A 21,824-nucleotide genomic window follows, 5' to 3' on the forward strand; every position below is an offset into this window, starting at 1 on the left:
CCAGGCCAAAACGGGGATTTTTGCGACAATATATTGCAGATATGAACTATTGCCATGCATAAACAGCGATAATCGTCGGGCACTGCGCCAGACGCTCATGAGGCGGGCAGCGGCAGCGCGCGACAGAATAAGCACCGGACACAAAAATGATGATGAAAGCGTGATGATGAGAGCGGCAGCGCAAAAGCAGGTAGTGCAGGAAGATCCGGTTGACGCCTTGATGCGTTCCATCCGTATCCCGCCGCGTCCCAGCCTGCTGGTCGACCTGCAGCGCGAACTGGCGGAAGACGACCCGTCGCCGCGCCGCATCGCGCGCATCATCGCCGACGACGTCGGCATGTCGGGCGCCCTGCTGAAACTGGCGAATTCACCGTTCTATGGCGCCGCGCGCAAAGCCAAATCCGTCGAGCAAGGCATCAACTTTCTCGGTATCAACCAGTGCAGCGCCATGATGACGGGCTTGCTGGCGCGCCAGGCGCTGGAAGCGGAAGGCGTGGAACTGACCAATTTCTGGGATGTGTCGGCCAAGCGCGCGCGCGCCCTGGTATTTACCTCGCGCAAGCTGCGCATCGCCCCGCCCGACATCGCGCATACCTTCGGCCTGTTCTGCGACATCGGCGTGCCCCTGTTGATGAACCGCTTCCCCGACTATGTCAAGACGTACGCGGCGGCGGCCAACGATGCGCACAATTGTTTTACGACACTGGAAGACGCGCGCCACAAGACCAACCATGCGGCCATCGGCTGCTTGCTGGCGCGCAACTGGGGCCTGTCCTCCGACGTCTCCTGGGCGATTTTGCACCACCACGACTACACGGTGCTGGCCGACCCGTCCACGGACGACGCCATCCGCTCGCTCGTCGCCCTGTCGCTGCTGGCCGAAAAGGGCATTCAGCGCTACCATGGCAACAGTACTTCGCTCGAGTGGGACAAGGGCGGCGAACTTGCTTGCCAGCATCTTGGCCTGTCGCAGGAAGAAGCCGCCGACCTGCTCGACGAGCTGCACGAGATGTTCGATACCGACCATTGAGGTATCAGGCGGCCGCGTCCGCCTGTATGATCCGTCCCGGCGCCTGGTAGAGTCCTGGCGCCCGTTTCCGTTTGCCTGACCCGTATTTCTTAACCTCTTGATCGCCATGCCCAAAAATAAGCGCCCTGTCCCCCGTAAATCCGCCAACACGCCCGAAGACAAGGACGAGTCCGTCACACGCATGCTGTGCACGATGGCGCTGAACCTGGCGGAGCAGGAAGACAGCGAATCGCAGGGCACGGTGCTGGCCGAGCAAGCCGTCGAGTTCGGCCGCCTGATCCGTAAGGCCCTGAATCAAAAGAAGGATGAAATCCTGTACGACGCCATCGAGCGTGCCAAGTACGAGGACGTGGGCGCCTACCAGTACCTGCGCAGCCATATCGAGGAAGCGGCTGCCGTTTCCGTGATCCGCCGCGAGAATGCCCCGGCCATGGAAATCAACGCCTTCGTCGTGCCCCTGCTGGTGCAAAGCACGGGCGGCCTGCGGGAAGCGGACAGTTTCCAGGACCAGGACGCGTTCGAAGCGCTGGTGAAGAGTTTCCAGCAGGCGCAACTGGAAAGCGCCAAGGCCAAGGTGGTCCTGATGAGCCATGCCTACGACCTCAACGAGATCGACCGCATCACCTACAGCCACCTGCACGACATGGTGCGCGATGCCTATTCGTCGATGACGGACAAGAAAATCGTCGCCACGCCGGGTCTGGAAAGCAGCATCGTCGGCTGGAGCGAGACGGCTTTCGGCCCGCAGGACACGGCCGTCGAACTGCGCTTCCTGCTGGGCTTTGCCTTGAAGCGCGTGGACGACCCGTTCTATGCGGAACCGAAGGATGAAGCGGCGCTCGACGCCTGGTTCGATGCGCGCATGGCCCGCTACCAGCAGTGGACGACGGAAGTGGGCGACCTGGTGAAACGCTGCCTGGCGCCGGCCGGCAGTACCCTGGAAGTGAGTTTTCTGTACCAGGATCTGTTCCACGGTGGCAAGGAACAAGGCATGAGCGAGTATGCGATGCTGCAGATGATGTCCGGCATCAATCATGCACTGGCGGAAAACAAGGTGGACGCGGGCGACGTCTCGGTGGTCGTCGGCCCGGCCGATGAGCATGGCGAAATGCTGCTGCGCGTCAACGTCAGCACGGCGGGCGGCCAGTTGCTGCACAGCGCAGACAAGCCGCTGGACCTGGCCGCCGACCTGCAGGACGAAGTCGACGACATCTGCGACGCGCTGGCCACCATCGGCGTCACCAGCTTGTCCGTGGCGCTGAAATTCGATGCCAAGGGGCAGCCGCTGGAAGCGCAGCCGTACGCGCCGGCGTAAGGCCGGCGACACGATCAGCGCGCGGCCGGCTCCGGCTGGTCACGCAGCGACAGCCACGCCTGCAGTTTCTGCGCATACGCCAAGGTATAGGCGGGGCTGCTCGACGGCAAGCTGACGATGCGGTAGCGCTGCGCATGGTCGCCCAGCACCTTGATGCCCAGCTTGGCGGCCGTGCCGCCGTTGAAGGCGATCGTCTGCAACTGCGGCAGGCTGGCGGCCAACGCCACCAAGTCGTTATCGTCGCGGAAGCGGATATTGCTGTCCAGGCTGCCCGTGCGCTGCGCCTGCGCCACCACGTCCCACAAGCCCACGCCATGCGCCAGCACGCCGGCCAGGCGCTCTTCATAGGGCAGGCTCTTCAACTCCACGCCCAGCACTTCGCCCAACAGCATCCAGAACCTGTTTTGCGGGTGCGCATAGTACTGGCTGTGCGCCAGCGATTTTTCGCCAGGCAGGCTGCCCAGTATCAATAAGCGCGTGCCGGCGTCGACGACGGGATCGAAACAGCGCTTGCGCGCATCGGCAGCAGGGTCCGGCAAGAGGGCTGGGCGATTCAAATGAGAGGTCCGGAAGGCAAGATGGAGGGCCATTTTACCCGGCCACGCGACGGTGTAGAATTCCCGCACCACCTTCCCACACAAGAGACCGCCCATGCGCACCATCGACACCCTGCTGGCCCAGTATGGCGAAAGCCACCGCAACCACGTCAATGAATGGGTGCACATCGTGTGCGTGCCACTGATCGTTTTCAGCCTGCTGGGGCTGCTGTGGAGCGTGCATCCCAGCGTGGCGCTGCTCGGCAGTATTCTGGCCTTATACTATTACTACAAGCTGTCGCGCCCGTTTGCTGCGGGCATGCTGGCGATGCTGGCCGCCATGCTGGGCCTGCTGCTGCTCATGCCCCCGCTGACCATCCTGCCCGTGTCGCTGGCGCTGTTCGTGCTGGCCTGGATAGGCCAGTTCATCGGCCACCAGATCGAAGGCAAGAAACCGTCGTTTCTCGACGATGTGCGCTTTTTGCTGGTGGGTCCGCTGTTCGTGCTGGGATTTTTGTACCGGCGCCTGCGGCTGGCGTATTGAGCGGCAAGCGGTTACGCGGGACCGGTAACAGATTTTTACTATTCGCAACTAGTTATCTGCGACAAGTGTCCTTATGATAAGTCATCATCTGCCGGTCGACGCAATCGGCAACCAACTTTTGTCCAAGGGAGTCCTACATGAAAGCACCAATTATTGCAGTGGCATTGCTCGCCACCCTGGCCGGCTGTGCCGTACAACCGAACTCGGCGAATGTGTACAACGCGCGCCAGGCGCAGAACGAACAGTCGGTTCGCATGGGCACGGTTGAATCCGTCCGCCAGGTAACCATCGACAAGGGCGAAACGGGCACGGGCGTGCTGGCTGGCGCGGCGCTGGGCGGCGTGGCCGGCTCGACCGTCGGAGGCGGCAAGGGCGCCATCGCGGCCAGCATTCTCGGCGCGGTCGCCGGCGGCATGGCCGGCAAGAGCATCGAAGCGAACGCCTCGAACAAACCCGGCCTGGAAATCACCGTGCGCCTGGACAATGGCGACATGCGCGCCATCGTGCAGGACGCGGACGAGCTGTTCCGTCCGGGCGAGCGCGTGCGCCTGCTGTCGGATGGCCGCAAGACCCGCGTCACCCACTGATCTGCTTGCCGGTGCACGGGTTCAACCAAAGGCGCCGGCAGCCATCAGCAAGGCCGAGGGCGACATGCCCTCGTGCAGCCAGATGGCCATCAAGGTTGCCACGACAACATACACAAGCACGCTCCATACTTTGATCTGCAGTGAGGCTGGCATGGCGGTTCCCCTTCAAAGATGCAATTTGGAAAATATTTACTTGATATTAAAGTAAATATTTTCATAAATTCAACATTCTCCAGAAGCACTGCGCTGGCTCAATGCCGGAGTGTCTGCTGACGGCTCATCGGGCAAGCTCGACCAAGACTCGCCATCCCCGCGCGATGCCCGTATACTTGCGCGATGTCCTCTCCTCTCCTGTTCATCATTGCCTGCCTGATCTGGGGCTCCACCTTCTGGGCCATCACCTTGCAGCTGGGCGACGTCGCCCCCGCCGTTTCCGTGGTCTACCGCTTCGGCCTGGCGTCCGCCACCCTGTTCGCCTGGTGCGCGCTGCGCGGCGACCGCCTGCGCCTGCCCTGGCGCGCGCAAAAATGGATGCTGCTGCAGGGCCTGGCCTCGTTTGCCCTCAGCTATGTGTGTACTTACAGCTCGGAACAATACCTGGTGTCGGCCCTCGTCAGCGTGCTGTTCGCGTTGATGGTGTTCTGGACGCCCTTGCTCAACCGCATCGCCTTCGGCACGCCGATCACCTGGAGCACCTGTTGCGCGGCGTTCGTCGCCATCTGCGGCATCGTGCTGCTGTTTTACCAGTCCATCGGCGCGGCGCTGCACGATATGCTCGGCGGCGGCAATGGCCATTTTCTGCTCGGCTTCATGCTGGCCCTGGTGGCCACCGTGTCGAGCACGGTGGGCAATGCCCTCGTCATGAAAGTGCGCGAACAGTCCGGCAACGTGATGCTGACCATGGCCTGGACCATGCTGTGGGGTACCTTGATGGTCGCCGCCTGGGCCATCGCCACGGGCCAGTCCTGGCAATTGCCTACGCGCACGAGTTACTGGATGGGATTGCTGTATCTGGCCCTCTTCGGCTCGGTGATCGCCTTCAGCGCGTATTTCACTTTAATCGCGCGCATCGGCACGCAAAAGACCGTGTATATCGGCGTCGTCACGCCCGTCATTTCCGTGCTGCTGTCGGTGCAGTTCGAACATTACCGGCCCGCCCCCATCGAATTGGTAGGCATGGTGCTATGCCTGTCCAGCGTGGCCTGGGCCCTGACGTCGGGCGCGCGCAAGACGAGTAGCATTGCTTCCCTTTCCACCACTCCCTCAACAAAGGCAACATGAGCACCTCTTCCTCCCTCGCCATCCGTCCCGCGACCGCATCCGACGTGGGCGCCATCTTCGGCATGATCCACGAACTGGCCGTGTTTGAAAAACTCGAACACATGATGATCGCCAAGGAATCCATGCTGCACGACAGCCTGTTCGGCACACACCCCGCGTGCGAGGCGCTGGTGGGCGAGGAAGACGGCACGGTCGTAACCTTCGCCCTGTTCTTCCACAATTTTTCCACCTTCCTGTGCCGCAAGGGGCTGTATCTGGAAGACCTGTATGTGAAGCAATCAGTGCGCGGCAAGGGCTATGGCAAGCAGATGCTCGTGGCGCTGGCGCAACTGGCCATCGAACGCGATTGCGGCCGCTTCGAATGGTCGGTGCTGGACTGGAATGACAACGCGATCAACTTCTACCAGGGCATGGGCGCGGACGTGATGCCGGACTGGCGCATCTGCCGCGTGGCTGGCGATGCCTTGACGCAATTGTCGGCGGGCACGCCAAAAGCGGCCTGATTGGAATTGTAGCGAGGGCACTGACAATGCAAGTTCCCAAAAAAATCCCCGCGGGCTAGCGGCACCGCGGGGTGAACCCATTGTCAAGTGGGAGGGGGAGAATGCAATCAACGGTTATCAATATAAACGCTACGACTGGTCACCGCGCCGACCTTTACATTTGCTTACCGGACCTTACATTTGACTTAAATCCGCCAAGCAGGTGCCAGGTGTCGCTTGGATGACACTGATTATTTCCGTGGTTCAATCAATGTGCCGTGCAAGCCGATATGTTGTTGCGTAACGCCACTGCCACCCTGCGCATTTTTATAGATTTGGTACACTGTCAGGCAGGCGATGCAGCCAGCAACCACGGCAAAAATGACCATGCGACGCTCCTCGAGTATGCTTGATGGAATCAGGGCCCGCGGCTGATGATGTCCAGGCGAGCAGGGAAGATTCAGTGTGGCATCTTCGACGTTGGGGGCATTGCGTAATGTCAAACGCGCCAATTTGCCGGGGTCATGGCGTTTGATATGACGCAAAGTGGCTGCATTCCGCTCACACAAAATGAACGCATCATTCCGCAACTGGGAGCCACATCATGAATGTCTCTGCCAAACCGCTCGTCATGAAAATCTACCGCGCCTACCTGCGTTCCCGCCTGGAACGCTACACGCGCGACTTGCAAGCCATCGCCGAACAGCGCGAAAACGACTTCCAGGCCGAACGCATCCTGCACCAGGCCGTCGTCTCGGTGCGCTCCAAACTGCACTCGCTGTAACCGTGATGCCGTCAGTGCTGCCGGCCGGCAACGGCCCAGCGCTCCACCAGCTCGAACAAGCCTTGCGTCAGCAGGGCCAGCACGGCTGCGGGGATCGCGCCGGCCAGCAGCATGTCGTTGTCGTTCAGGGCCAGGCCGATGGTGATGCGTTCGCCGTAGCCGCCCGCGCCGATGAAGGCGGCGATGGTGGCCGTGCCCACGCTCATCACGGCCGCCGTTTTCACGCCCGCCAGCATGACGGGCAAGGCCAGCGGCAAGTCCACGTGCAGCAGGCGGTCGCGCCGGCTCAGGCCCAGCGCCAGCGCCGCCATGCGCAAGCCTTGCGGCACCTGCAAGATGCCCGTGCACGTATTGCGCACGATGGGCAGCAAGGCATACACGAATAGCGCCACCAGCGCCGGCGCCAAGCCGATCATGCCCAGCACGGGAATCAATATCGCCAGCAGGGCCAGCGACGGCACCGTCTGCAGCACGCCGACGAAGGCCAGCACCGTTTGCCGCAGCGGCGCCGAAAACGCCGCCAGCACGCCCAGCGGAATGCCGATCAGGCAGGCCAGGGCCACCGACAGCAGCACCAGGGTCAGGTGCTGGCGCGTCAGGGTCCACAGATCGTCGCCGAGGATTTTATCGAGCAGGCCGCTGCGCGCGGCGGCCGGTTTGTTCGCCCGCGTGCCCGATGCCAGCCACTGCCGCGCCACGCCGGCAAAGCTCTTGCCGTCGATTTCCACGGCCGCATTCATGGCGATCATGTCGCCCTCGCTGATGCGCCCCTGCAGCCCCTGCAAGGCGTGCCAGGCGGCGGGAAAGCGCCGCGGCACGTCGAGCCGGTACAGCAGCATGGCGTCGTAGCGGGGGAAATACTGCTGCGTGTCGGCCAGCACGCGCAAGCCGTACTGGCGGATCTTCGCGTCCGTCGAATAGATGTCGATCACGTCCACCTGGCGCTGCGCCAGCGCTTCATACGCAATGCCGTGATCGAGTCCGCGCGGGCGCTGCGGCAAGCCATAGCGCGCGGCCAGGCCCGGCCAGCCATCGACCCTGCCGATGAATTCATGCGACAGACCGAATTTCAAGGCCGGGTGCTGCGCCAGCTGCGCCAGGCTGGCGATGGATTGTTCATCGCCGCGCATGGCCAGCGCATACGTATTGTTAAAGCCCAGCGGCACGGCCACGCCCAGCCCCAGCGCGGCCAGCTCGCGCCGCATCTGATCCAGATCAATGGCTTTATCGTGCTTGAGGATTTCGCTGGCGATGGTACCCATGTATTCGGCATACACGTCGATGCTGCCCGCCTGCAGCGCGGCCAGCACGATGGCCGTGTTGCCCAGTCCCTGGCGGTGTTCGGCCTTCACGTGCGGCGCGGCGCTTTGCTGGATGATCTCTCCGAGGATGTACGATTCCGTGAAACGCTTCGAACCCACCTTCAGGGTGCCGCCGTCCATGGCAAGGGAGGACATGGGCGCGGCGGCGAAGACAAGTAACAACAGCAAGTAAAACGGCAAATAAGCAGCACGCACGCGGCGCTCCGGGACGGATGATCAATCCGGCAAGCTTACCACCGGCGTGCGCCAGACACCGCCATGCACCACGCCCGCGCACGGGTTCAGGCCCAGCGCATATGCCAGGTCGGCCGGGCGCGCGATGCGCCACAGGGCGAAATCGGCGCGCTTGCCCACCGCCAGGCTGCCCGTTTCCTGCTGCAGGCCCAGCGCGCGCGCCGCGTGGCACGTGGCACCGGCCAGCGCTTCCTGCGGCGTCAGCCGCCACAGGGTGCACGCCATGTTCATCGCCAGCAGCAATGACGTCATGGGCGAGGTGCCCGGGTTGCAATCGGTGGATACGGCCATCGGCACGCCCGCCGCGCGCAAGGCCGCGACAGGCGGCGGCTGCGTCTCGCGCAAAAAGTAATATGCGCCCGGCAGCAGCACGGCCACCGTGCCGTGTTTTGCCATGGCGGCGATGCCCTCGTCCAACAAGAATTCCAGATGGTCGGCAGACAGGCCGCCGTAGCGGGCTACCAGCGCCGCGCCACCCAGGTCCGACAGCTGCTCCGCATGCAGTTTGACGGGCAGGCCCAGCGCCTGTGCCGCCTCGAACACCCGTTCGGTTTGCGCCGGCGTAAAGCCGATGCGCTCGCAAAAGGCGTCGACGGCGTCAACTAATCCATCGCCAGCCAGCCGGGGCAGCATCTGCGCGCACAGCAGCTCGATATACGCGTCGGGCCGGCCCGCGTATTCGGGCGGCAGCGCGTGCGCGCCGAGAAACGTGGTGCGCACGGTGACCGGCAGCTGTTTCCCTATCCTGCGCGCCACGCGCAGCATCTTCGCCTCGCTGTCCGCCGTCAGGCCATAGCCGGACTTGATTTCCAGCGTGGTCACGCCCTCGGCCAGCAGCGCCAGCACGCGGGGCAGGCTTTGCCGCAGCAGTTCGTCGTCGCTGGCCGCGCGCGTGGCGCGCACGGTGGACATGATGCCGCCGCCGGCGCGGCTGATGTCTTCATAGCTGGCGCCATTCAGGCGCGCCTCGAATTCGTCGCTGCGGTTGCCCGCGTGGACGACGTGCGTATGGCAGTCGATCAGGCCGGGCGTCAGCCAGCAGCCCTGGCCGTCAATCAGCACCGCGCCGCTGACCGGCAGCTCGTCGCCGGGGCCGAACCAGGCGATGCGGCCCTCCTTGACGGCGATGGCCGCGTCCAGCAGTTCGCCATAGCCGTGTTCCATGGTGGCCAGGTGGACGTTGTGGATGACCATATCCCAGTCTTGCATTGCTTTTCTCTCCTAGATGAACAGGTCGACGCGGAACACGGCCGTGCGCTGCAAGGCGTCGAGCCGCCATTCCTGCGCATCGTCGGCGTCCAGCAGCAGCGCGTCATGGCGGGCCAGCGCAAACTGCTGGTCGCTTGCGCGCGCCAGCACGTGGCCTTCGCCGGCGACGAACAGCAAGGTGGCCGCGCTGCGCCGTACCAGCTTGCCCGGCGCCGTGATTTTTTCCAGCTGGTGGCGGCAGCGGTCGCGCCGCGTCATCACATTGAAATCCGTCGTCGGCCCCTTGACTTGCGCCTCCACGACCGCCTCGCCGGGAAACCACAGCATCGGCTGCGCCGCGCTCAAAACCACCTTGCGCGTGCCGTCAAGCGTCAGCTGCACGCTGTCCCCATCGACCAGCATCAGGCTGCGGTCGATGCCGGGAAAACTGGAAAACGGCCCGCTGGCCGTGATCGTCGCCAGGCTGATACGCCAGTCAAAATCGCCGAAACCGGCGTCCGGGGGAGAAATGGCAATTTCCATGGTGCTGCCGCCGCCGTTTTTCCACGGCGCGGCGCGCAGGTATTCCTGTGGGATGAAGGTCGCCATCAGAGCGCCCTCAGTTGCGCCAGGGTGCGCTTGTAGGCGGTGGCGATGGCATCCTGCGCCACGTGGCGTCCATCGCGCACCTGCCACTGGCCGCCGCACAGCACGTCGCGCACCAGCTTGTCGTTGCCGCAGAAGATAAAACTGCCCAGCACATCGGCGATGGGCACGCCGCTCAGGTTCACGTGCGCGTCGTCGAGCACCAGCACATCGGCGCGGCAGCTCGGCGCCAGCGCGCCCAGCTTGCGCCCGGCCGCCTGCGCGCCGCCCCGCAAGGCCGCCTGCCACAGATAGTCGCCCACATGCCGCTGCTCCGGCGTGGCAGCCACGTTGCGCTGCTGCCGCTGCAAGCGCTGGCCGTATTCGAGCCAGCGCAATTCTTCCACCGGCGACTGCGACACATGGCTGTCGCTGCCGACGCCGAAGCGCCCGCCGGCGGCGATGAATTCGGCCAGCGGAAACAGGCCGTCGCCCAGGTTCGCTTCCGTCGTCGGACACAGGCCCGCCACGGCGCCGCTGGCGGCCATCCGCGCCACTTCGTCGGGCTGCACGTGCGTGGCGTGCACGAGGCACCAGCGCGCATCGACGTCGAGCTGATCGTACAAATACTGCACCGGGCGCCGGCCGCTGTAGTCCAGGCACTGGCGCACCTCGCCCTGCTGTTCGGCGATATGGATGTGGATAGGGCGGCCCGCGGGCAGCGCTTGCGCCACTTCGCGGATCTGCGCCACACCGGCGGCGCGCAGCGAATGGGGCGCAAAGCCCACTTCCACCTGCCCGCCGCGCTGCGGCGCCAGCGCCTCGACGATGCGCAAGACATCGTCCGCACCCGTGCGGAAGCGCGCCTGCTCGGGTTTGAGGGGCTGCTCGCCGAAGCCCGCATGGCTGTACAGCACGGGCAGCATGGTCATGCCGATGCCGCTGATGCGCGCCGCCGCCAGCACCCGCTCGGCCGTTTCGGCGGGACGCGCATACAGGGCGCCAGCCGCATCGCGCTGCAGGTAGTGGAATTCGCAGACGGACGTGTAGCCATGGCGCAGGCATTCGGCAAACAGCTGCGCGGCGATGGTCTCCATCTGTTCCGGCGTGATGTGGCGGGCGAAGCGGTACATCAAGTCGCGCCAGGTCCAGAAGCTGTCCGCGACATGATTAACCTCGTCGCCTGCAACCTCCGTCATGCCGCCCAGCGCCCGCTGGAAGGCATGCGAATGCAGGTTGACCATGCCGGGCAAGACATATTCGGCCACTTCCGCGCCTGGCGGCGGCGTGGCGCCCTCCTCGACGTGGGTCAAGTCGCCGGCCGCGTCCCATTCCAGCAGCACGTCGCGGCGCCAGCCCTGCGGCAGCAGCGCGTGGCGCGCAAACAAACCGGTACTCAATGCGCCACCCATGCCACGGCCGCTTCCATCATCCGGCGCAGCAGCGGCTGCACCCGGGCCGCCAGGTCGGGCCGGTAGCCGAAAGGCGCCGATTCGTCCATGCCAGGTTCATTCATGTACAGGCACTGGCACATCTCCAGCTGGATCGCATGCACGCGCTTGTCCGCCTGGCCGTAATGGCGCGTGATATGTCCGCCCTTGAAGCGGCCGTTGAGCGCCACGGTAAACTGTTCCTGCGCGCGCGCGATATCCACCACGGCGGACGTCAGGCCCGCATCGCAGCTGGCGCCATCGGCCGTGCCGAAGTTCAGGTCGGGCAGCTTGCCGTCGAAGAAGCGCGGCACATGCGAGGCGATGGAATGGGCATCCCACAGCACCACGGCGCCATGCACGCGCAGCAGGCGGTCCAGTTCCGCGCGCAGCTGCGCATGATACGGTGCCCAGTAGCGCTGCAATCGGCGCTGCACGTCGGCCGCATCGGGTTCCTTGCCGGCCAGGTACAGCGGCTCGCGGTGAAAGGTATCGTTGGGCAGCAAGCCCGTCGTATCCTGGCCCGGGTACAGGTTCGTGTCTTCCCGCGGGCGATTCAGGTCGATGGTGTAGCGCGACCAGCGCGCCGACAGCACGGACGCATCCATCTCCTGCAAAAAGTCATACAGCTCGCGCAGATGCCAGTCCGTGTCGGCCTTGACCAAGGCCTGCGGCGTCATGCGCGCGGCGATATCGTCCGGTATGTCGGTGCCCACGTGGGGCATCGACACGAGCAGCGGGATGCTGCCTTCGTTGAAGCGAAAATCCATGCCTGTCTCCTTGCTCCCGCTTAAGCGTACAGCGGGGCGAACAAATTCTTGCAGGTGCTGCTCAATTCACCCTGCAGCACCATCTGCTTGGCAGCCTCGATGTCGGGCGCGAAGAAACGGTCGGCGTCGAAGAACGGCACCTTCTGGCGCAGCTGGTGGTGCACGTGTTCCAGGTGCGGCGAGGTTTTCAGCGGACGGTGGAAATCGATGCCCTGCGCGGCGGCCAGCAGCTCGATGCCGACGATGACGGCCGTGTTGTGCGCCATGTCGTCCAGGCGGCGCCCGGCGAACGTGGCCATGCTCACGTGGTCTTCCTGGTTGGCGGACGTGGGCAGGCTGTCGACGCTGGCCGGATGGGCAAGCGACTTGTTTTCCGACGCCAGCGCGGCGGCCGTCACGTGGGCGATCATGAAGCCGGAATTGACGCCCGGGTCGCGCACGAGAAACGGCGGCAGGCCGGACAGCGTCGCGTCGATCAGCAGCGCGATGCGGCGCTCTGCCAGCGCACCGATTTCGGCGATCGCCAGCGCCATGGTATCGGCGGCAAAGGCCACCGGTTCGGCATGGAAGTTCCCGCCCGAGACGATCTCCGCCTGCCCGTTGGGACCATCCTGGAAGATCAGCGGATTGTCCGTGACGGCATTGGCTTCGATCAGCAGGGTGCGGCCCACGTTGCCGATCAAATCCAGGCAGGCGCCCATGACTTGCGGCTGGCAGCGCAGGCTGTACGGGTCCTGCACGCGCTCGTCGCCTTCCAGGTGCGAAGCGCGGATGGCGCTGTTGGCCACCAGCTGGCGGTACATCTGCGCGGCCAGTATCTGCCCCGGCTGTCCCCGCACGGCGTGCACGCGCGCGTCGAACGGCGCATCGCTGCCCTTGGCCGCGTCCAGCGACAGCGCACCTGTGACCATGGCCGCTTCCAGCAGGCGCTCGGCCATGAACAGGCCATGCAGCGCCAGCGCGTTCGACACCTGCGTGCCGTTGATCAGGGCCAGCCCCTCTTTTGCCGCCAGCACGACGGGCGCGATGCCTGCCTGCGCCAGTGCCTCGGGGGCCGGCATCAATTCGCCGTTGACGCGCACCTCGCCCACGCCCAACATGGCCAGGGTCATGTGCGACAGGGGCGCCAGGTCGCCCGAGGCGCCGACGGAACCCTTGGCGGGAATGGCCGGCATGATGCCCGCGTTGTACAGGGCGATCAAGGTATCGACGATCAGCGGGCGCACGCCGGAAAAGCCGCGCGCCAGGCTGCCGATCTTCATCAGCATGATCAGGCGCACGACGGCGTCCGACAGCAATTCTCCCGTGCCGACGGAATGCGACAGGATCAGGTTGCGCTGCAATTGCTCGAGTTTTTCATCGGGGATGCGCGTCTTGGCGAGCAGGCCGAAACCCGTGTTGATGCCGTAGGCCGCATCGCCCTTGGCGACGATGGCTTGCACGGCGGCGGCCGACGCCTCGATGACGGGATAGGCCTCGGCGGCGAGGATCAGTTTCGCGGGCGCGGCCCAGACGGCGCGCAGGTCGCCCAGGGTCATCGCGCCCGGTTTCAGGGTCCAACTTTTGGCATGCTGTGTCATAGTCATTCGCATCAAGGTCTCAAGGAAGCATTGGAAGAATCAGGCCGTTGCGCTTGGCGCAGGCGGCCGCGGTTTCGTAGCCGGCATCGGCATGGCGCATGACGCCCGAGCCGCTGTCGTTGACCAGCACCCGGGCCAGGCGTTTCGCCGCCCCTTCCGTGCCATCGGCCACGATGACCATGCCCGCATGCTGAGAATACCCCATTCCCACGCCGCCGCCATGGTGCAGCGAGACCCAGGTGGCGCCGCCGGCCGTGTTCAGCATGGCGTTCAGCAGCGGCCAGTCGGAGACGGCGTCCGTGCCGTCCTTCATGCTTTCCGTCTCGCGGTTCGGGCTGGCGACGGAACCCGTGTCCAGGTGGTCGCGGCCGATGACGATGGGCGCCTTCAGTTCGCCCGTGCGCACCATCTCGTTGAAGGCCAGGCCCGCGATGTGGCGCTCGCCCAGTCCCAGCCAGCAGATGCGCGCCGGCAGGCCCTGGAAGGCGATGCGCTCGCGCGCCATGTCCAGCCAGTGGTGCACTTGCTTGTGGTGCGGGAACAGCTCCTTGATCTTCGCATCCGTTTTATAGATGTCTTCCGGGTCGCCCGACAGGGCCACCCAGCGGAACGGCCCCCGCCCTTCGCAGAACTGCGGGCGGATGTAGGCGGGCACGAAGCCGGGGAAGTCGAAGGCGTTCTGCACGCCCTGGTCGAACGCCACCTGGCGGATGTTGTTGCCATAGTCGACCGTATGCACGCCCATGGCGTGGAAATCGAGCATGGCCTGCACGTGGGCGGCGCAGGAATCGGCGGCGGCCACCGTCAGGCGCGCGTGGCGCTGCGGGTCCTGCTGCGCCGCCTTCCAGTCCGACACGCTCCAGCCGCGCGGCAGGTAGCCGTTGACCAGGTCGTGCGCGGACGTCTGGTCCGTCACCAGGTCCGGCACCAGGCCGCCCGCCTTGGCGCGGCGCACCAGTTCCGGCAGCACTTCGGCCGCGTTGCCCAGGAGGCCAATCGAGATGGCTTCCTTGCGTTCGGTGTGGTATTTCACCAGTTCCAGAGCTTCATCCAGGCTGGCGGCCTGCTTGTCCAGGTAGCGCGTGCGCAAACGGAAATCGATGCTGCTTTGCTGGCATTCGATGTTGAGCGAGACGGCGCCCGCCATGGTGGCGGCCAGCGGCTGCGCGCCGCCCATGCCGCCCAGGCCCGCCGTCAAGATCCAGCGCCCGCCCCAGTCGCCGCCGAAATGCTGGCGGCCCGCCTCGGCGAAGGTTTCATACGTGCCCTGCACGATGCCCTGCGTGCCGATGTAGATCCAGCTGCCGGCCGTCATCTGGCCGTACATGAACAGGCCCTGGCGATCGAGTTCGTTGAAGTGTTCCCAGTTGGCCCATTTCGGCACCAAATTGGAGTTCGCGATCAGCACGCGCGGCGCGTCCGCGTGGGTCTGGAACACGCCCACCGGCTTGCCGGACTGGATCAGGAGAGTCTGGTCGTCTTCCAGCTCGCGCAGCGAGGCGAGGATCTGGTCGAAGCAGGCCCAGTTGCGGGCGGCGCGGCCGATGCCGCCGTAGACGACCAGGTGCTGCGGATTTTCCGCCACTTCCGGGTCCAGGTTGTTTTGCAACATGCGGTAGGCCGCCTCGGCCTGCCAACTCTTGCAAGCCATCACCGTGCCGCGCGGCGCGCGGATGGTACGGCTGGCATCAAAGCGTGGATCGGTGTCCATTGTGCTGTTCATGCTGTCTCCTCGTAGGGTGCGAGCGGACATGCGTGGTCCGCTCTGGTACTCCCAGCATAGGTTGTCTATACAACCAAGTCAACAGGTTTTTGCAGGTGTCAAATCCTTACTTTTTCTCGAACACGCGCTTGCCCGCCACCCACGTCTGCAGCACCTGCGTCTTGCCGATGGCGGCTGGTGACACCTTGAACAGGTCCTGGTCGACGACGATGAAGTCCGCCCATTTTCCCGCTTCCAGCGTGCCGATGACCTTTTCCTGGTGGGCCGCCCAGGCCGCGTCGAGGGTGAAGCAGCGCAGCGCCTCGGTGACCGTCATGGCTTGCTGCGGATACCAGCCGCCGGCCGGGAACCCCTCGCTGTTCTGCCGCGTGACGGCCGCGTGGATGCCCTCGAACGGGTTCGGCGACTCGATGGGAAAGTCGGAGCCGCAGGCGATGCGCGACCCCTGCTTGAGGAAGGTGCGCCACGCATACGCACCCTTGATGCGCTCGTGGCCGACGCGCTGCTCCGCCATGTTCTGGTCGGACGTCGCGTGCGTGGGCTGCATCGACGGCACGATGCCCAGCGCCTTGAAGCGGGGGATGTCGGACAACTGCACCACCTGCGCATGCTCCATGCGGTGGCGCATGCCCACGCTATGATATTGCGCGATCAAGGCCTGGTAGCCGTCGAGGATTTGATGGTTGCCCGCGTCGCCGATGGCGTGCACGTTCACCTGGTAGCCGGCGCGCATGGCTTTTTCCATCTTCGCGCGCATGGCGTCATCTTTGAAGAACAGCAGGCCGCGGGTAGAAGGATCGTCGCTGTACGGCGCCAGCAGGGCCGCGCCGCGGCTGCCCAGGGCGCCGTCGGACAGCAGTTTGACGGCGCGCAAGGCGTACATGTCGCGCGCATAGCTTTTTAATGGGCCGCTTTTCGACAGCACGTCGAAGTCTTCGGTGGTATCGGCAATCATGCCGTAGACGCGCACCGTCAGCTTGCCGTGGTCCGCGTAGTCGCGGAACAGCCGGTCCTGCATCTGGCCGATGCCCGCATCGTGCACGCTGGTCAGGCCTACCTGCGACAGCTGCGCCAGCGCGCCATCGAGGGCGGCGCGGTTTTCCACGTCGCCCGGCTTGGGCAGCACGGCATCCATCAAGTCCATGGCATTATCGACCAGCACGCCGGTGGCGTTGCCATCCGCGTCGCGGACTATCTTGCCGCCCGCCGGATCCGGCGTGGCGCGCGTGATGCCGGCCAGCGCCAGCGCGCGGCTGTTGGCCCAGCCCGCGTGGCCATCGACCCGGCGCAGCCACACGGGCCGTGCGCTTTCCGCCGCATCAAGTTCTGCGGCCGTGGGAAAGCGCCCCAGCTTCCAGATTTCCTGGTTCCAGCCGCTGCCGACGATCCAGTTGCGCTCGGGATACGCGCGGGCGAAGTCGCCCACGGCCTGCACGGCGGCAGGCAATGAGGACGAACCGTACAGCATCACGCCGCTGGCGATCGTCCCCAGGCCGAACACGTGGCCATGCGCGTCGATCAGCCCTGGCAGCACGGTCTTGCCCTGCACGTCAACGTGCAGGGCACCGTTGGCCGCCTTGCGCTTCACCTGCGCGGCGCTGCCGACGGCGAGCAGCTTGCCAGCGTCGTCAAACGCCAGCGCCGTGAAGCGGACTACCCTGCCATGCGCGTCGAGCGTGTAGCCATTCGCATTGTCGATGACGGTATCGGCGTGAGCGTGGCCGAGGGCGCCCAGGCAGGCGAGAACTAGCAGGGTGCGGCGCAGGTGCGGGGTCGGCATTTCCATCTCCAGGTCTTTTAATAAATGAGTGAAAAGACGAGTGTATAGAAATTGGCAAAATGGTCAATCAGGCAGCAGTGGGTTGCCGCAGCATCAGCCAGTAATCACAGCCCGTGACGGCTTCCGCATAACGCCCCGCCACCACGAAGCCCAGACGGCCGTAGAACGCCAGGCTGCGTTCGTTGTAGGTCTCCAGGAAGCACACGGCGCCGGCCGCATCGACGGCCGCCAGGCCCGGCGCCAGCACGGACGCGCCCAATCCCCGGCCCTGTGCGTCCGGGTGGATGCCGGCGATCGACAGGTACCACGCGTCCTGCAGACCATGCGGCGCCAGCGCATGCTCCATGTTCTCGACGATGGCCGAAAAATGCGCGAAACCCTGCTCGCCCAGCAGCACGCGCAAGGCGTCTTCGCGCTGCGCATACGCGGCCTGGCGCCGGGCTGCCGGCGTATCCGTCGTCCAGATGGCGGCACCATTGCCCGCCTCATTGCACCCATCGCCAGCCAGGTCGACGCGGCCCGCCTGCCAGCCTTCGTCCAGCGCCAGCGCAAAATACGCTTCCAGCATGGCCAGCCGCGCCGCTTCATCGTCGCCGCAGGCCACCGTGACGGCGCGGTAGAACGGGTCGCCGATCAGGGCGGCGGCCAGGCTGCGGGCGGCTTGCGATGCTTCAGTATGGGGTGCGCTGGACATGGGTTCTCTTTCTTTTCATCGTAACGGGGAAACGCCCGGCATCTTAACGCAAGCGCCCAGGCCTTGCGCCCAGTCAATACCTCCCCGCCGCCGCTGGCCTACGCTGGCGTTTTATCGCGGAGCCCCTATGGCCAGGCACCATGTCATCAGCACCACCGCGTGCGACGTGTTCTTCAAGCTCGTGGCCCACCAGAAGAAAAGCCTGGGCGCGCGCTTCGACAGCATGATCGTCACCTTCAGCGCCAACGGCCGACCCGTGCTGGGTGCCACCCTGCGCAACGCGACAAGCGGCTGCGAACTGCACCGCCTGGCCGGCCAGCCCGACGAATGCTGGTGCTGCGGCTACGACGAGCAGCTGGAATTCGTCTCGCAAAACAAGGTGCCGCTGGCGCACGCCGACTACCGGCTCACCTTGAGCAATGGGGAAACGTGGACGGGGACGACGGATGCGAAGGGACGCACGGGGCGCATCGCCAGCAAGCGGGAAGAGCAAATCACGACGGTGGAATTTTTCCCACAAGAAGACAGCCTTCCCTGCTGCTCTGCTGCACCAGACCCAGTGGCTTCGACGGCGATCATAGTGGAGCTACAAGACGTAAAAACGACCGACAAGGATATCGATACATCAGTAAAACAGGTAAAAATCGATAGCATTGCTCGCCCGCTTACCCAGGGTGAAATAGACATGGCATGGATGATTTTCGAGGATGCCGTCGACTATAGCAAAGTCAAAATTCACAAGAGGCCTTATCTATGGCTGTTCCAACCAAAAAACACTGCCATGACACCCAATGGGGAAATGTACTTTCATGAGTCGAGATTTCTGGACGATTTTTCCAATGCAGATAATACCGAGCGTCATTGGTTCATTCATGAAATGGTCCATGTTTGGCAATATCAACTGAAATATCCGGTGGCAATGCGTGGAGCATTCAGAATAGGACTGGACTACAAGTACGTTTTGTCGTCCCAAAAAAAATTAGCCGACTACAACATGGAGGCACAAGGAGACTTGTTAGCCGACTACTACGCATTGAAATACTTAAAGGATTCCTCCGCAATGCGCCAGGAGCAATATGCTAATGACCAAGCAGTTTATGAAGAGGTACTCAATGATTTTTTCACCGACAGAAAAAGTGAAAAGAATTTACCTGGCGGGTATATCGAGCGTACTCCTCTCGTCGACATACCTTGATGCGGGTGCAACATCACGCATCGCCGATGCTGAAATCAATTCAGTGAATGGCACACCCTGCTTCACAATCTCGCAGACGGAAGAGAAACGTAACGGCCAGCCACTCCTGGGGGCACTCAGTATTTCAGACCTGTCAGTAAAACCGGCTACCAAAGTATGGAGCTATGTGATGACCGGAGGAAGAAAAATTCCGCTTTCATCAAAAATCTGCCTTCTCTATGGCGATATTCCACAGGGCGCAAATGGCACGCCTGCCCCTGAACTGCAAACCGGGCGGGTTTACAGCGTCTTCTTGAATGGGCGTCCAGATGATCCTTCCGACCCGACCTATGGCTACAGAGGGAAATTCTGCATCGCTGTCACCTCCACAGATGAACGAAAAATCATCGCCATTGGCAGCGACATGCCAGCGTGGAAAAAAAATAGCTGCCCAGAACATTCGCTCATCAGATAGTGCAAGGATCGCCATGCCATATCGTCACACACTGTTATTCCTGCTTGCCGCCTTGACGAGCATCAATGCCTCGGCGTGGTCGCGCATGGGCACTGCCGCCGTCATGACTGAGGCTGGCCTTCCCTGCTTCAAGATTGCCAGCGAAGAGGAACGCTCAAGGGGACCAGTCAGCCTGAAGATGCTGACGATCAGCACACCTGGGCCGAATGGCTGGAAAGATGTATGGACGGTCATGTTTCCCAATGCCTCGTTTGGCGATCCCAGCTATCGTCTGCCAAACAAGGGATGCGTGCGCTATGGCAAGGCACCCGAGGGGGCCGAGAGCAGCGCTGCCGCGCCGCTGCTTGCGGGAAAAGTGTATGGCGTATCCTTCCTGGGAAGGCCGCCATCCGCGTCCGATCCCACTTCGCGCTACTCCGCAGATTTCTGCCTGCTCGCGGCACCCGCCGGGGGTTTCCAGGTAATTCAGCTGACAAATGGCAAGAATACCTGCGCTCCCGAGGAAAAACCAAGATAGCGCGTGCCATTGCATCCGTCACGCACAGACCACGCCTCGCGTTCAAGACTTGGGCGGAACCACCTCAATCGATTCTTCCCCCCGCTTCGCCGGCGCCCTGAACCATTCACCGGGCGGCACCACGTGCGACTCCTTCGGGTCGTCGATATAGTGCGGCGAGGTGATCTGCACGTCGAATTCGTTGAAGACGTCGATGATGTTCTGGTGCAAGCGGTTCAGCACTTCGGCGCGCTGGCGGGGGACTTCGGCGCTGGCGTAGGCGACGAGGCGGTATTGCACGTAGTAATCCTGCAGCGCCAGTTGCATCACGTACGGTTTCGGCGTGGTCGACAGCTCCGGCGTGCGGGCAGCGGCCAGTTCCAGCATGGCGTGCACTTGCCGCCATGGCGTGGCGTAGCCGATGGTGACGGTGGAGTCGAGCACGAAGCCGCCGCCGGGCTGGGCGCGCGAATAGTTCTTTGTCGTTTGCGACATCACCCAGGCGTTCGGCAAGGCAACTTCCTCGCCCAGGCCCGTGCGCAGGCGCGTCTCGAACATGCCGACGTCGACCACCGTGCCCTCGCTGTCGCCCACGCGCACGTATTCTCCCTTGCGCAGGGCGCGCGTGTACATCAGGATCAGGCCGCTGGCGCCCTGGCCCACGATGCTCGACGCGCCGATCGACACCATCAGGCCCACCAGCACGGAGAGGCCCTGGAAGGCGGCCGTGTGCGAGCCGGGAAGGTATGGATACGCCATGGCCAGCGCGAACAGCCAGATCACCACGCTGGCGATGCGGCGCGTGGGCAGGGCCGTGTCCTTGTCCAGCCAGCCGATCTGCAATTCGCCGCTTTCCACGCGCTTGAACAGCGAGGCGGCGGTGGCGGCGATCAGGCGCGCGATGGCGAAGATCACGCACACCAGCACCAGCCCCGGCAAGGCGCCGATGATGGCGTGGAAGACGTCGGCGGCCACGTCGAACAGGTAGCCGCTCAGGCTTTCGCCCCAGGAACGCGTGTAGGGCAGGCGGCCCAGCACGAAGGCGGCCCACAGATAGGTGGCCATCAGGCGCAAACCCCACAGCACGGCGCTGAGCAGTTGATACGCGAAGGCGATGTAGTGTTCGGCGTCGAGCACGCGCACGTTTTTCAGGCGCACGTCGCGCAGGCGCGAGGCCAGCAGGATGCCGCTGCGGCGCTTGGCCCAGCGGTACAAGCGCGTCAAGCCCATCCACACGAGCCAGAAAACGAGGGTGGCGGCCGCGCACACGGCGGCGGCAATCGACAGGTAGCGCCAGCTGCCCTGTTCGCGATAGTCAAACACGGCCTTGCTCAACTCGCTGGCGGCCGTTTTCGCCACGCTTTCCGTCGTGTCGCCGGCCAGCAAGTTGACGTCGCCAGGCACGACGACGAACAGCTGCACGCCGTCGAGCAGCACCTGCGTGCCCTCGGGAATCATGCGCGTGCTTGCCTGCAGCGGACCGTTTTTCGCCAGCACGCCTTCCAGGCGGCGCTGCGCGCCGATGGCCCGTTCATCGGGCGGATAGCCGGCCAGCGCGGCGCGGAAGACGAACACCTTGCGGTTGGCGAACATCAATGGCGCCGTCTTGACGGCCGTGGCATGCGCCGGCGCCATGACGCTGGCAGTCTCCGTAACGAGCGATGGCGCAGCGTCCTGCGCATGGGCCACGGGGAAGAGGAAGATCGTCAACAGGCACAACAGGCGGAGCAACGCGGACATGGCAAAAGTGAAAAGTGACAGGGAGTAGCCATCATGCCATGTAATTGCGGAAACTCAAGCGCCGCAGCTAGCGT

General features: G+C 64.0%; 23 protein-coding genes. 10 read left to right on the forward strand and 13 right to left on the reverse strand.

Annotation, left to right across the window (positions count from 1 at the left end; all coding sequences use genetic code 11):
• Positions 1 to 163 precede the first annotated feature (163 nt).
• A complete protein-coding gene (locus AC0V2Y_RS09265; protein ID WP_475416572.1) occupies positions 164 to 1,030 on the forward strand; it encodes an HDOD domain-containing protein in 867 nt (288 codons plus the stop codon).
• Between the two features lie 106 nt (positions 1,031 to 1,136).
• A complete protein-coding gene (locus tag AC0V2Y_RS09270) occupies positions 1,137 to 2,345 on the forward strand; it encodes a hypothetical protein (RefSeq protein WP_475416573.1) in 1,209 nt (402 codons plus the stop codon).
• A 14-nt stretch (positions 2,346 to 2,359) separates the two neighbouring features.
• Here AC0V2Y_RS09270 and AC0V2Y_RS09275 read toward each other — a convergent pair whose 3' ends face one another.
• Positions 2,360 to 2,902 (reverse strand): DNA-deoxyinosine glycosylase, encoded by a 543-nt coding sequence (locus AC0V2Y_RS09275; protein WP_475416574.1) that lies wholly within the window; start codon positions 2,900 to 2,902, stop codon positions 2,360 to 2,362.
• Between the two features lie 94 nt (positions 2,903 to 2,996).
• On the opposite strand from AC0V2Y_RS09275, the gene AC0V2Y_RS09280 reads away from it, so the two are divergent.
• Both AC0V2Y_RS09280 and AC0V2Y_RS09285 read left to right on the forward strand, forming a co-directional pair.
• Positions 2,997 to 3,425, forward strand: coding sequence for an Mpo1 family 2-hydroxy fatty acid dioxygenase (locus tag AC0V2Y_RS09280; RefSeq protein ID WP_475416575.1), 429 nt, complete (start codon positions 2,997 to 2,999; stop codon positions 3,423 to 3,425).
• Positions 3,426 to 3,562: 137 nt separating this feature from the next.
• Positions 3,563 to 4,012 (forward strand): outer membrane lipoprotein, encoded by a 450-nt coding sequence (locus tag AC0V2Y_RS09285; RefSeq protein WP_034780449.1) that lies wholly within the window; start codon positions 3,563 to 3,565, stop codon positions 4,010 to 4,012.
• A 21-nt stretch (positions 4,013 to 4,033) separates the two neighbouring features.
• Here the strand turns inward: AC0V2Y_RS09285 and AC0V2Y_RS09290 are convergent, their stop codons facing one another.
• Positions 4,034 to 4,165: a hypothetical protein gene (locus AC0V2Y_RS09290; RefSeq protein WP_268993776.1), complete on the reverse strand. Its 132-nt coding sequence runs from the start codon at positions 4,163 to 4,165 to the stop codon at positions 4,034 to 4,036.
• 183 nt (positions 4,166 to 4,348) lie between these two features.
• Here AC0V2Y_RS09290 and AC0V2Y_RS09295 point away from each other — a divergent pair, with 183 nt between their 5' ends.
• Positions 4,349 to 5,293 (forward strand): DMT family transporter, encoded by a 945-nt coding sequence (locus AC0V2Y_RS09295; protein ID WP_475416576.1) that lies wholly within the window; start codon positions 4,349 to 4,351, stop codon positions 5,291 to 5,293.
• Positions 5,290 to 5,796, forward strand: coding sequence for an N-acetyltransferase family protein (locus tag AC0V2Y_RS09300; protein WP_475416577.1), 507 nt, complete (start codon positions 5,290 to 5,292; stop codon positions 5,794 to 5,796). The genes AC0V2Y_RS09295 and AC0V2Y_RS09300 overlap by 4 nt, the downstream gene beginning before the upstream one ends.
• Positions 5,797 to 6,026: 230 nt before the next feature.
• Here the strand turns inward: AC0V2Y_RS09300 and AC0V2Y_RS09305 are convergent, their stop codons facing one another.
• Positions 6,027 to 6,320 (reverse strand): hypothetical protein, encoded by a 294-nt coding sequence (locus AC0V2Y_RS09305; RefSeq protein ID WP_475416578.1) that lies wholly within the window; start codon positions 6,318 to 6,320, stop codon positions 6,027 to 6,029.
• Between the two features lie 59 nt (positions 6,321 to 6,379).
• On the opposite strand from AC0V2Y_RS09305, the gene AC0V2Y_RS09310 reads away from it, so the two are divergent.
• The gene (locus tag AC0V2Y_RS09310) at positions 6,380 to 6,559 is read left to right on the forward strand and encodes a hypothetical protein (protein ID WP_034746290.1); all 180 of its coding nucleotides are present in this window, start codon (positions 6,380 to 6,382) and stop codon (positions 6,557 to 6,559) included.
• Between the two features lie 11 nt (positions 6,560 to 6,570).
• Here AC0V2Y_RS09310 and AC0V2Y_RS09315 read toward each other — a convergent pair whose 3' ends face one another.
• The 9 genes from AC0V2Y_RS09315 to AC0V2Y_RS09355 all read right to left on the reverse strand — a co-directional run bounded on the left by AC0V2Y_RS09315 (position 6,571) and on the right by AC0V2Y_RS09355 (position 17,865).
• Entirely contained in the window at positions 6,571 to 8,016 is a 1,446-nt protein-coding gene (locus AC0V2Y_RS09315) for a glycine betaine ABC transporter substrate-binding protein (protein WP_475416603.1), read from the reverse strand.
• Between the two features lie 81 nt (positions 8,017 to 8,097).
• Positions 8,098 to 9,324 (reverse strand): imidazolonepropionase, encoded by a 1,227-nt coding sequence (gene hutI, locus AC0V2Y_RS09320; protein ID WP_475416579.1) that lies wholly within the window; start codon positions 9,322 to 9,324, stop codon positions 8,098 to 8,100.
• 12 nt (positions 9,325 to 9,336) lie between these two features.
• The gene (locus AC0V2Y_RS09325; protein WP_475416580.1) at positions 9,337 to 9,912 is read right to left on the reverse strand and encodes a HutD/Ves family protein; all 576 of its coding nucleotides are present in this window, start codon (positions 9,910 to 9,912) and stop codon (positions 9,337 to 9,339) included.
• Positions 9,912 to 11,300, reverse strand: coding sequence for a formimidoylglutamate deiminase (locus tag AC0V2Y_RS09330; RefSeq protein ID WP_475416581.1), 1,389 nt, complete (start codon positions 11,298 to 11,300; stop codon positions 9,912 to 9,914). The genes AC0V2Y_RS09325 and AC0V2Y_RS09330 overlap by 1 nt, the downstream gene beginning before the upstream one ends.
• Positions 11,285 to 12,088 carry an N-formylglutamate deformylase gene (hutG, locus tag AC0V2Y_RS09335; protein ID WP_475416582.1) on the reverse strand — a complete coding sequence of 268 codons (804 nt, stop codon included), beginning with the start codon at positions 12,086 to 12,088 and terminating at the stop codon, positions 11,285 to 11,287. The genes AC0V2Y_RS09330 and hutG overlap by 16 nt, the downstream gene beginning before the upstream one ends.
• A 20-nt stretch (positions 12,089 to 12,108) precedes the next feature.
• Entirely contained in the window at positions 12,109 to 13,668 is a 1,560-nt protein-coding gene (hutH, locus tag AC0V2Y_RS09340) for a histidine ammonia-lyase (RefSeq protein WP_475416583.1), read from the reverse strand.
• Positions 13,669 to 13,687: 19 nt separating this feature from the next.
• The gene (hutU, locus tag AC0V2Y_RS09345; protein WP_475416584.1) at positions 13,688 to 15,391 is read right to left on the reverse strand and encodes a urocanate hydratase; all 1,704 of its coding nucleotides are present in this window, start codon (positions 15,389 to 15,391) and stop codon (positions 13,688 to 13,690) included.
• 106 nt (positions 15,392 to 15,497) lie between these two features.
• Positions 15,498 to 17,171, reverse strand: a complete 1,674-nt coding sequence (locus tag AC0V2Y_RS09350; RefSeq protein ID WP_475416585.1) for an amidohydrolase — start codon at positions 17,169 to 17,171, stop codon at positions 15,498 to 15,500.
• Between the two features lie 67 nt (positions 17,172 to 17,238).
• The gene (locus AC0V2Y_RS09355) at positions 17,239 to 17,865 is read right to left on the reverse strand and encodes a GNAT family N-acetyltransferase (RefSeq protein WP_475416586.1); all 627 of its coding nucleotides are present in this window, start codon (positions 17,863 to 17,865) and stop codon (positions 17,239 to 17,241) included.
• Between the two features lie 127 nt (positions 17,866 to 17,992).
• Here AC0V2Y_RS09355 and AC0V2Y_RS09360 point away from each other — a divergent pair, with 127 nt between their 5' ends.
• Genes AC0V2Y_RS09360 through AC0V2Y_RS09370 form a run of 3 tightly spaced genes read left to right on the forward strand, consistent with a single transcriptional unit; the run spans position 17,993 to position 20,031 of the window.
• Entirely contained in the window at positions 17,993 to 19,060 is a 1,068-nt protein-coding gene (locus AC0V2Y_RS09360) for a hypothetical protein (RefSeq protein ID WP_475416587.1), read from the forward strand.
• Positions 18,978 to 19,514 (forward strand): hypothetical protein, encoded by a 537-nt coding sequence (locus AC0V2Y_RS09365; protein WP_475416588.1) that lies wholly within the window; start codon positions 18,978 to 18,980, stop codon positions 19,512 to 19,514. The genes AC0V2Y_RS09360 and AC0V2Y_RS09365 overlap by 83 nt, the downstream gene beginning before the upstream one ends.
• A 13-nt stretch (positions 19,515 to 19,527) precedes the next feature.
• Entirely contained in the window at positions 19,528 to 20,031 is a 504-nt protein-coding gene (locus tag AC0V2Y_RS09370) for a hypothetical protein (protein ID WP_475416589.1), read from the forward strand.
• 42 nt (positions 20,032 to 20,073) lie between these two features.
• Here AC0V2Y_RS09370 and AC0V2Y_RS09375 read toward each other — a convergent pair whose 3' ends face one another.
• Entirely contained in the window at positions 20,074 to 21,750 is a 1,677-nt protein-coding gene (locus AC0V2Y_RS09375; RefSeq protein ID WP_475416590.1) for a mechanosensitive ion channel family protein, read from the reverse strand.
• Between the last annotated feature and the right edge of the window lie 74 nt (positions 21,751 to 21,824).

It is taken from the genome of Janthinobacterium sp. BHSEK (assembly GCF_056174685.1).

Excerpts from the sequence above, each read along its gene's own strand:
- AC0V2Y_RS09265 (WP_475416572.1), top strand. The coding sequence starts at position 164 with ATGATGAGAGCGGCAGCGCAAAAGCAGGTAGTGCAGGAAGATCCGGTT.
- AC0V2Y_RS09270 (WP_475416573.1), top strand. The coding sequence starts at position 1,137 with ATGCCCAAAAATAAGCGCCCTGTCCCCCGTAAATCCGCCAACACGCCC.
- AC0V2Y_RS09280 (WP_475416575.1), top strand. The coding sequence starts at position 2,997 with ATGCGCACCATCGACACCCTGCTGGCCCAGTATGGCGAAAGCCACCGC.
- AC0V2Y_RS09285 (WP_034780449.1), top strand. The coding sequence starts at position 3,563 with ATGAAAGCACCAATTATTGCAGTGGCATTGCTCGCCACCCTGGCCGGC.
- AC0V2Y_RS09290 (WP_268993776.1), bottom strand. The coding sequence starts at position 4,165 with ATGCCAGCCTCACTGCAGATCAAAGTATGGAGCGTGCTTGTGTATGTT.
- AC0V2Y_RS09295 (WP_475416576.1), top strand. The coding sequence starts at position 4,349 with ATGTCCTCTCCTCTCCTGTTCATCATTGCCTGCCTGATCTGGGGCTCC.
- AC0V2Y_RS09300 (WP_475416577.1), top strand. The coding sequence starts at position 5,290 with ATGAGCACCTCTTCCTCCCTCGCCATCCGTCCCGCGACCGCATCCGAC.
- AC0V2Y_RS09310 (WP_034746290.1), top strand. The coding sequence starts at position 6,380 with ATGAATGTCTCTGCCAAACCGCTCGTCATGAAAATCTACCGCGCCTAC.
- AC0V2Y_RS09315 (WP_475416603.1), bottom strand. The coding sequence starts at position 8,016 with ATGTCCTCCCTTGCCATGGACGGCGGCACCCTGAAGGTGGGTTCGAAG.
- hutI (WP_475416579.1), bottom strand. The coding sequence starts at position 9,324 with ATGCAAGACTGGGATATGGTCATCCACAACGTCCACCTGGCCACCATG.
- AC0V2Y_RS09325 (WP_475416580.1), bottom strand. The coding sequence starts at position 9,912 with ATGGCGACCTTCATCCCACAGGAATACCTGCGCGCCGCGCCGTGGAAA.
- AC0V2Y_RS09330 (WP_475416581.1), bottom strand. The coding sequence starts at position 11,300 with ATGGGTGGCGCATTGAGTACCGGTTTGTTTGCGCGCCACGCGCTGCTG.
- hutG (WP_475416582.1), bottom strand. The coding sequence starts at position 12,088 with ATGGATTTTCGCTTCAACGAAGGCAGCATCCCGCTGCTCGTGTCGATG.
- hutH (WP_475416583.1), bottom strand. The coding sequence starts at position 13,668 with ATGACACAGCATGCCAAAAGTTGGACCCTGAAACCGGGCGCGATGACC.
- hutU (WP_475416584.1), bottom strand. The coding sequence starts at position 15,391 with ATGAACAGCACAATGGACACCGATCCACGCTTTGATGCCAGCCGTACC.
- AC0V2Y_RS09350 (WP_475416585.1), bottom strand. The coding sequence starts at position 17,171 with ATGCCGACCCCGCACCTGCGCCGCACCCTGCTAGTTCTCGCCTGCCTG.
- AC0V2Y_RS09355 (WP_475416586.1), bottom strand. The coding sequence starts at position 17,865 with ATGTCCAGCGCACCCCATACTGAAGCATCGCAAGCCGCCCGCAGCCTG.
- AC0V2Y_RS09360 (WP_475416587.1), top strand. The coding sequence starts at position 17,993 with ATGGCCAGGCACCATGTCATCAGCACCACCGCGTGCGACGTGTTCTTC.
- AC0V2Y_RS09365 (WP_475416588.1), top strand. The coding sequence starts at position 18,978 with ATGATTTTTTCACCGACAGAAAAAGTGAAAAGAATTTACCTGGCGGGT.
- AC0V2Y_RS09370 (WP_475416589.1), top strand. The coding sequence starts at position 19,528 with ATGCCATATCGTCACACACTGTTATTCCTGCTTGCCGCCTTGACGAGC.
- AC0V2Y_RS09375 (WP_475416590.1), bottom strand. The coding sequence starts at position 21,750 with ATGTCCGCGTTGCTCCGCCTGTTGTGCCTGTTGACGATCTTCCTCTTC.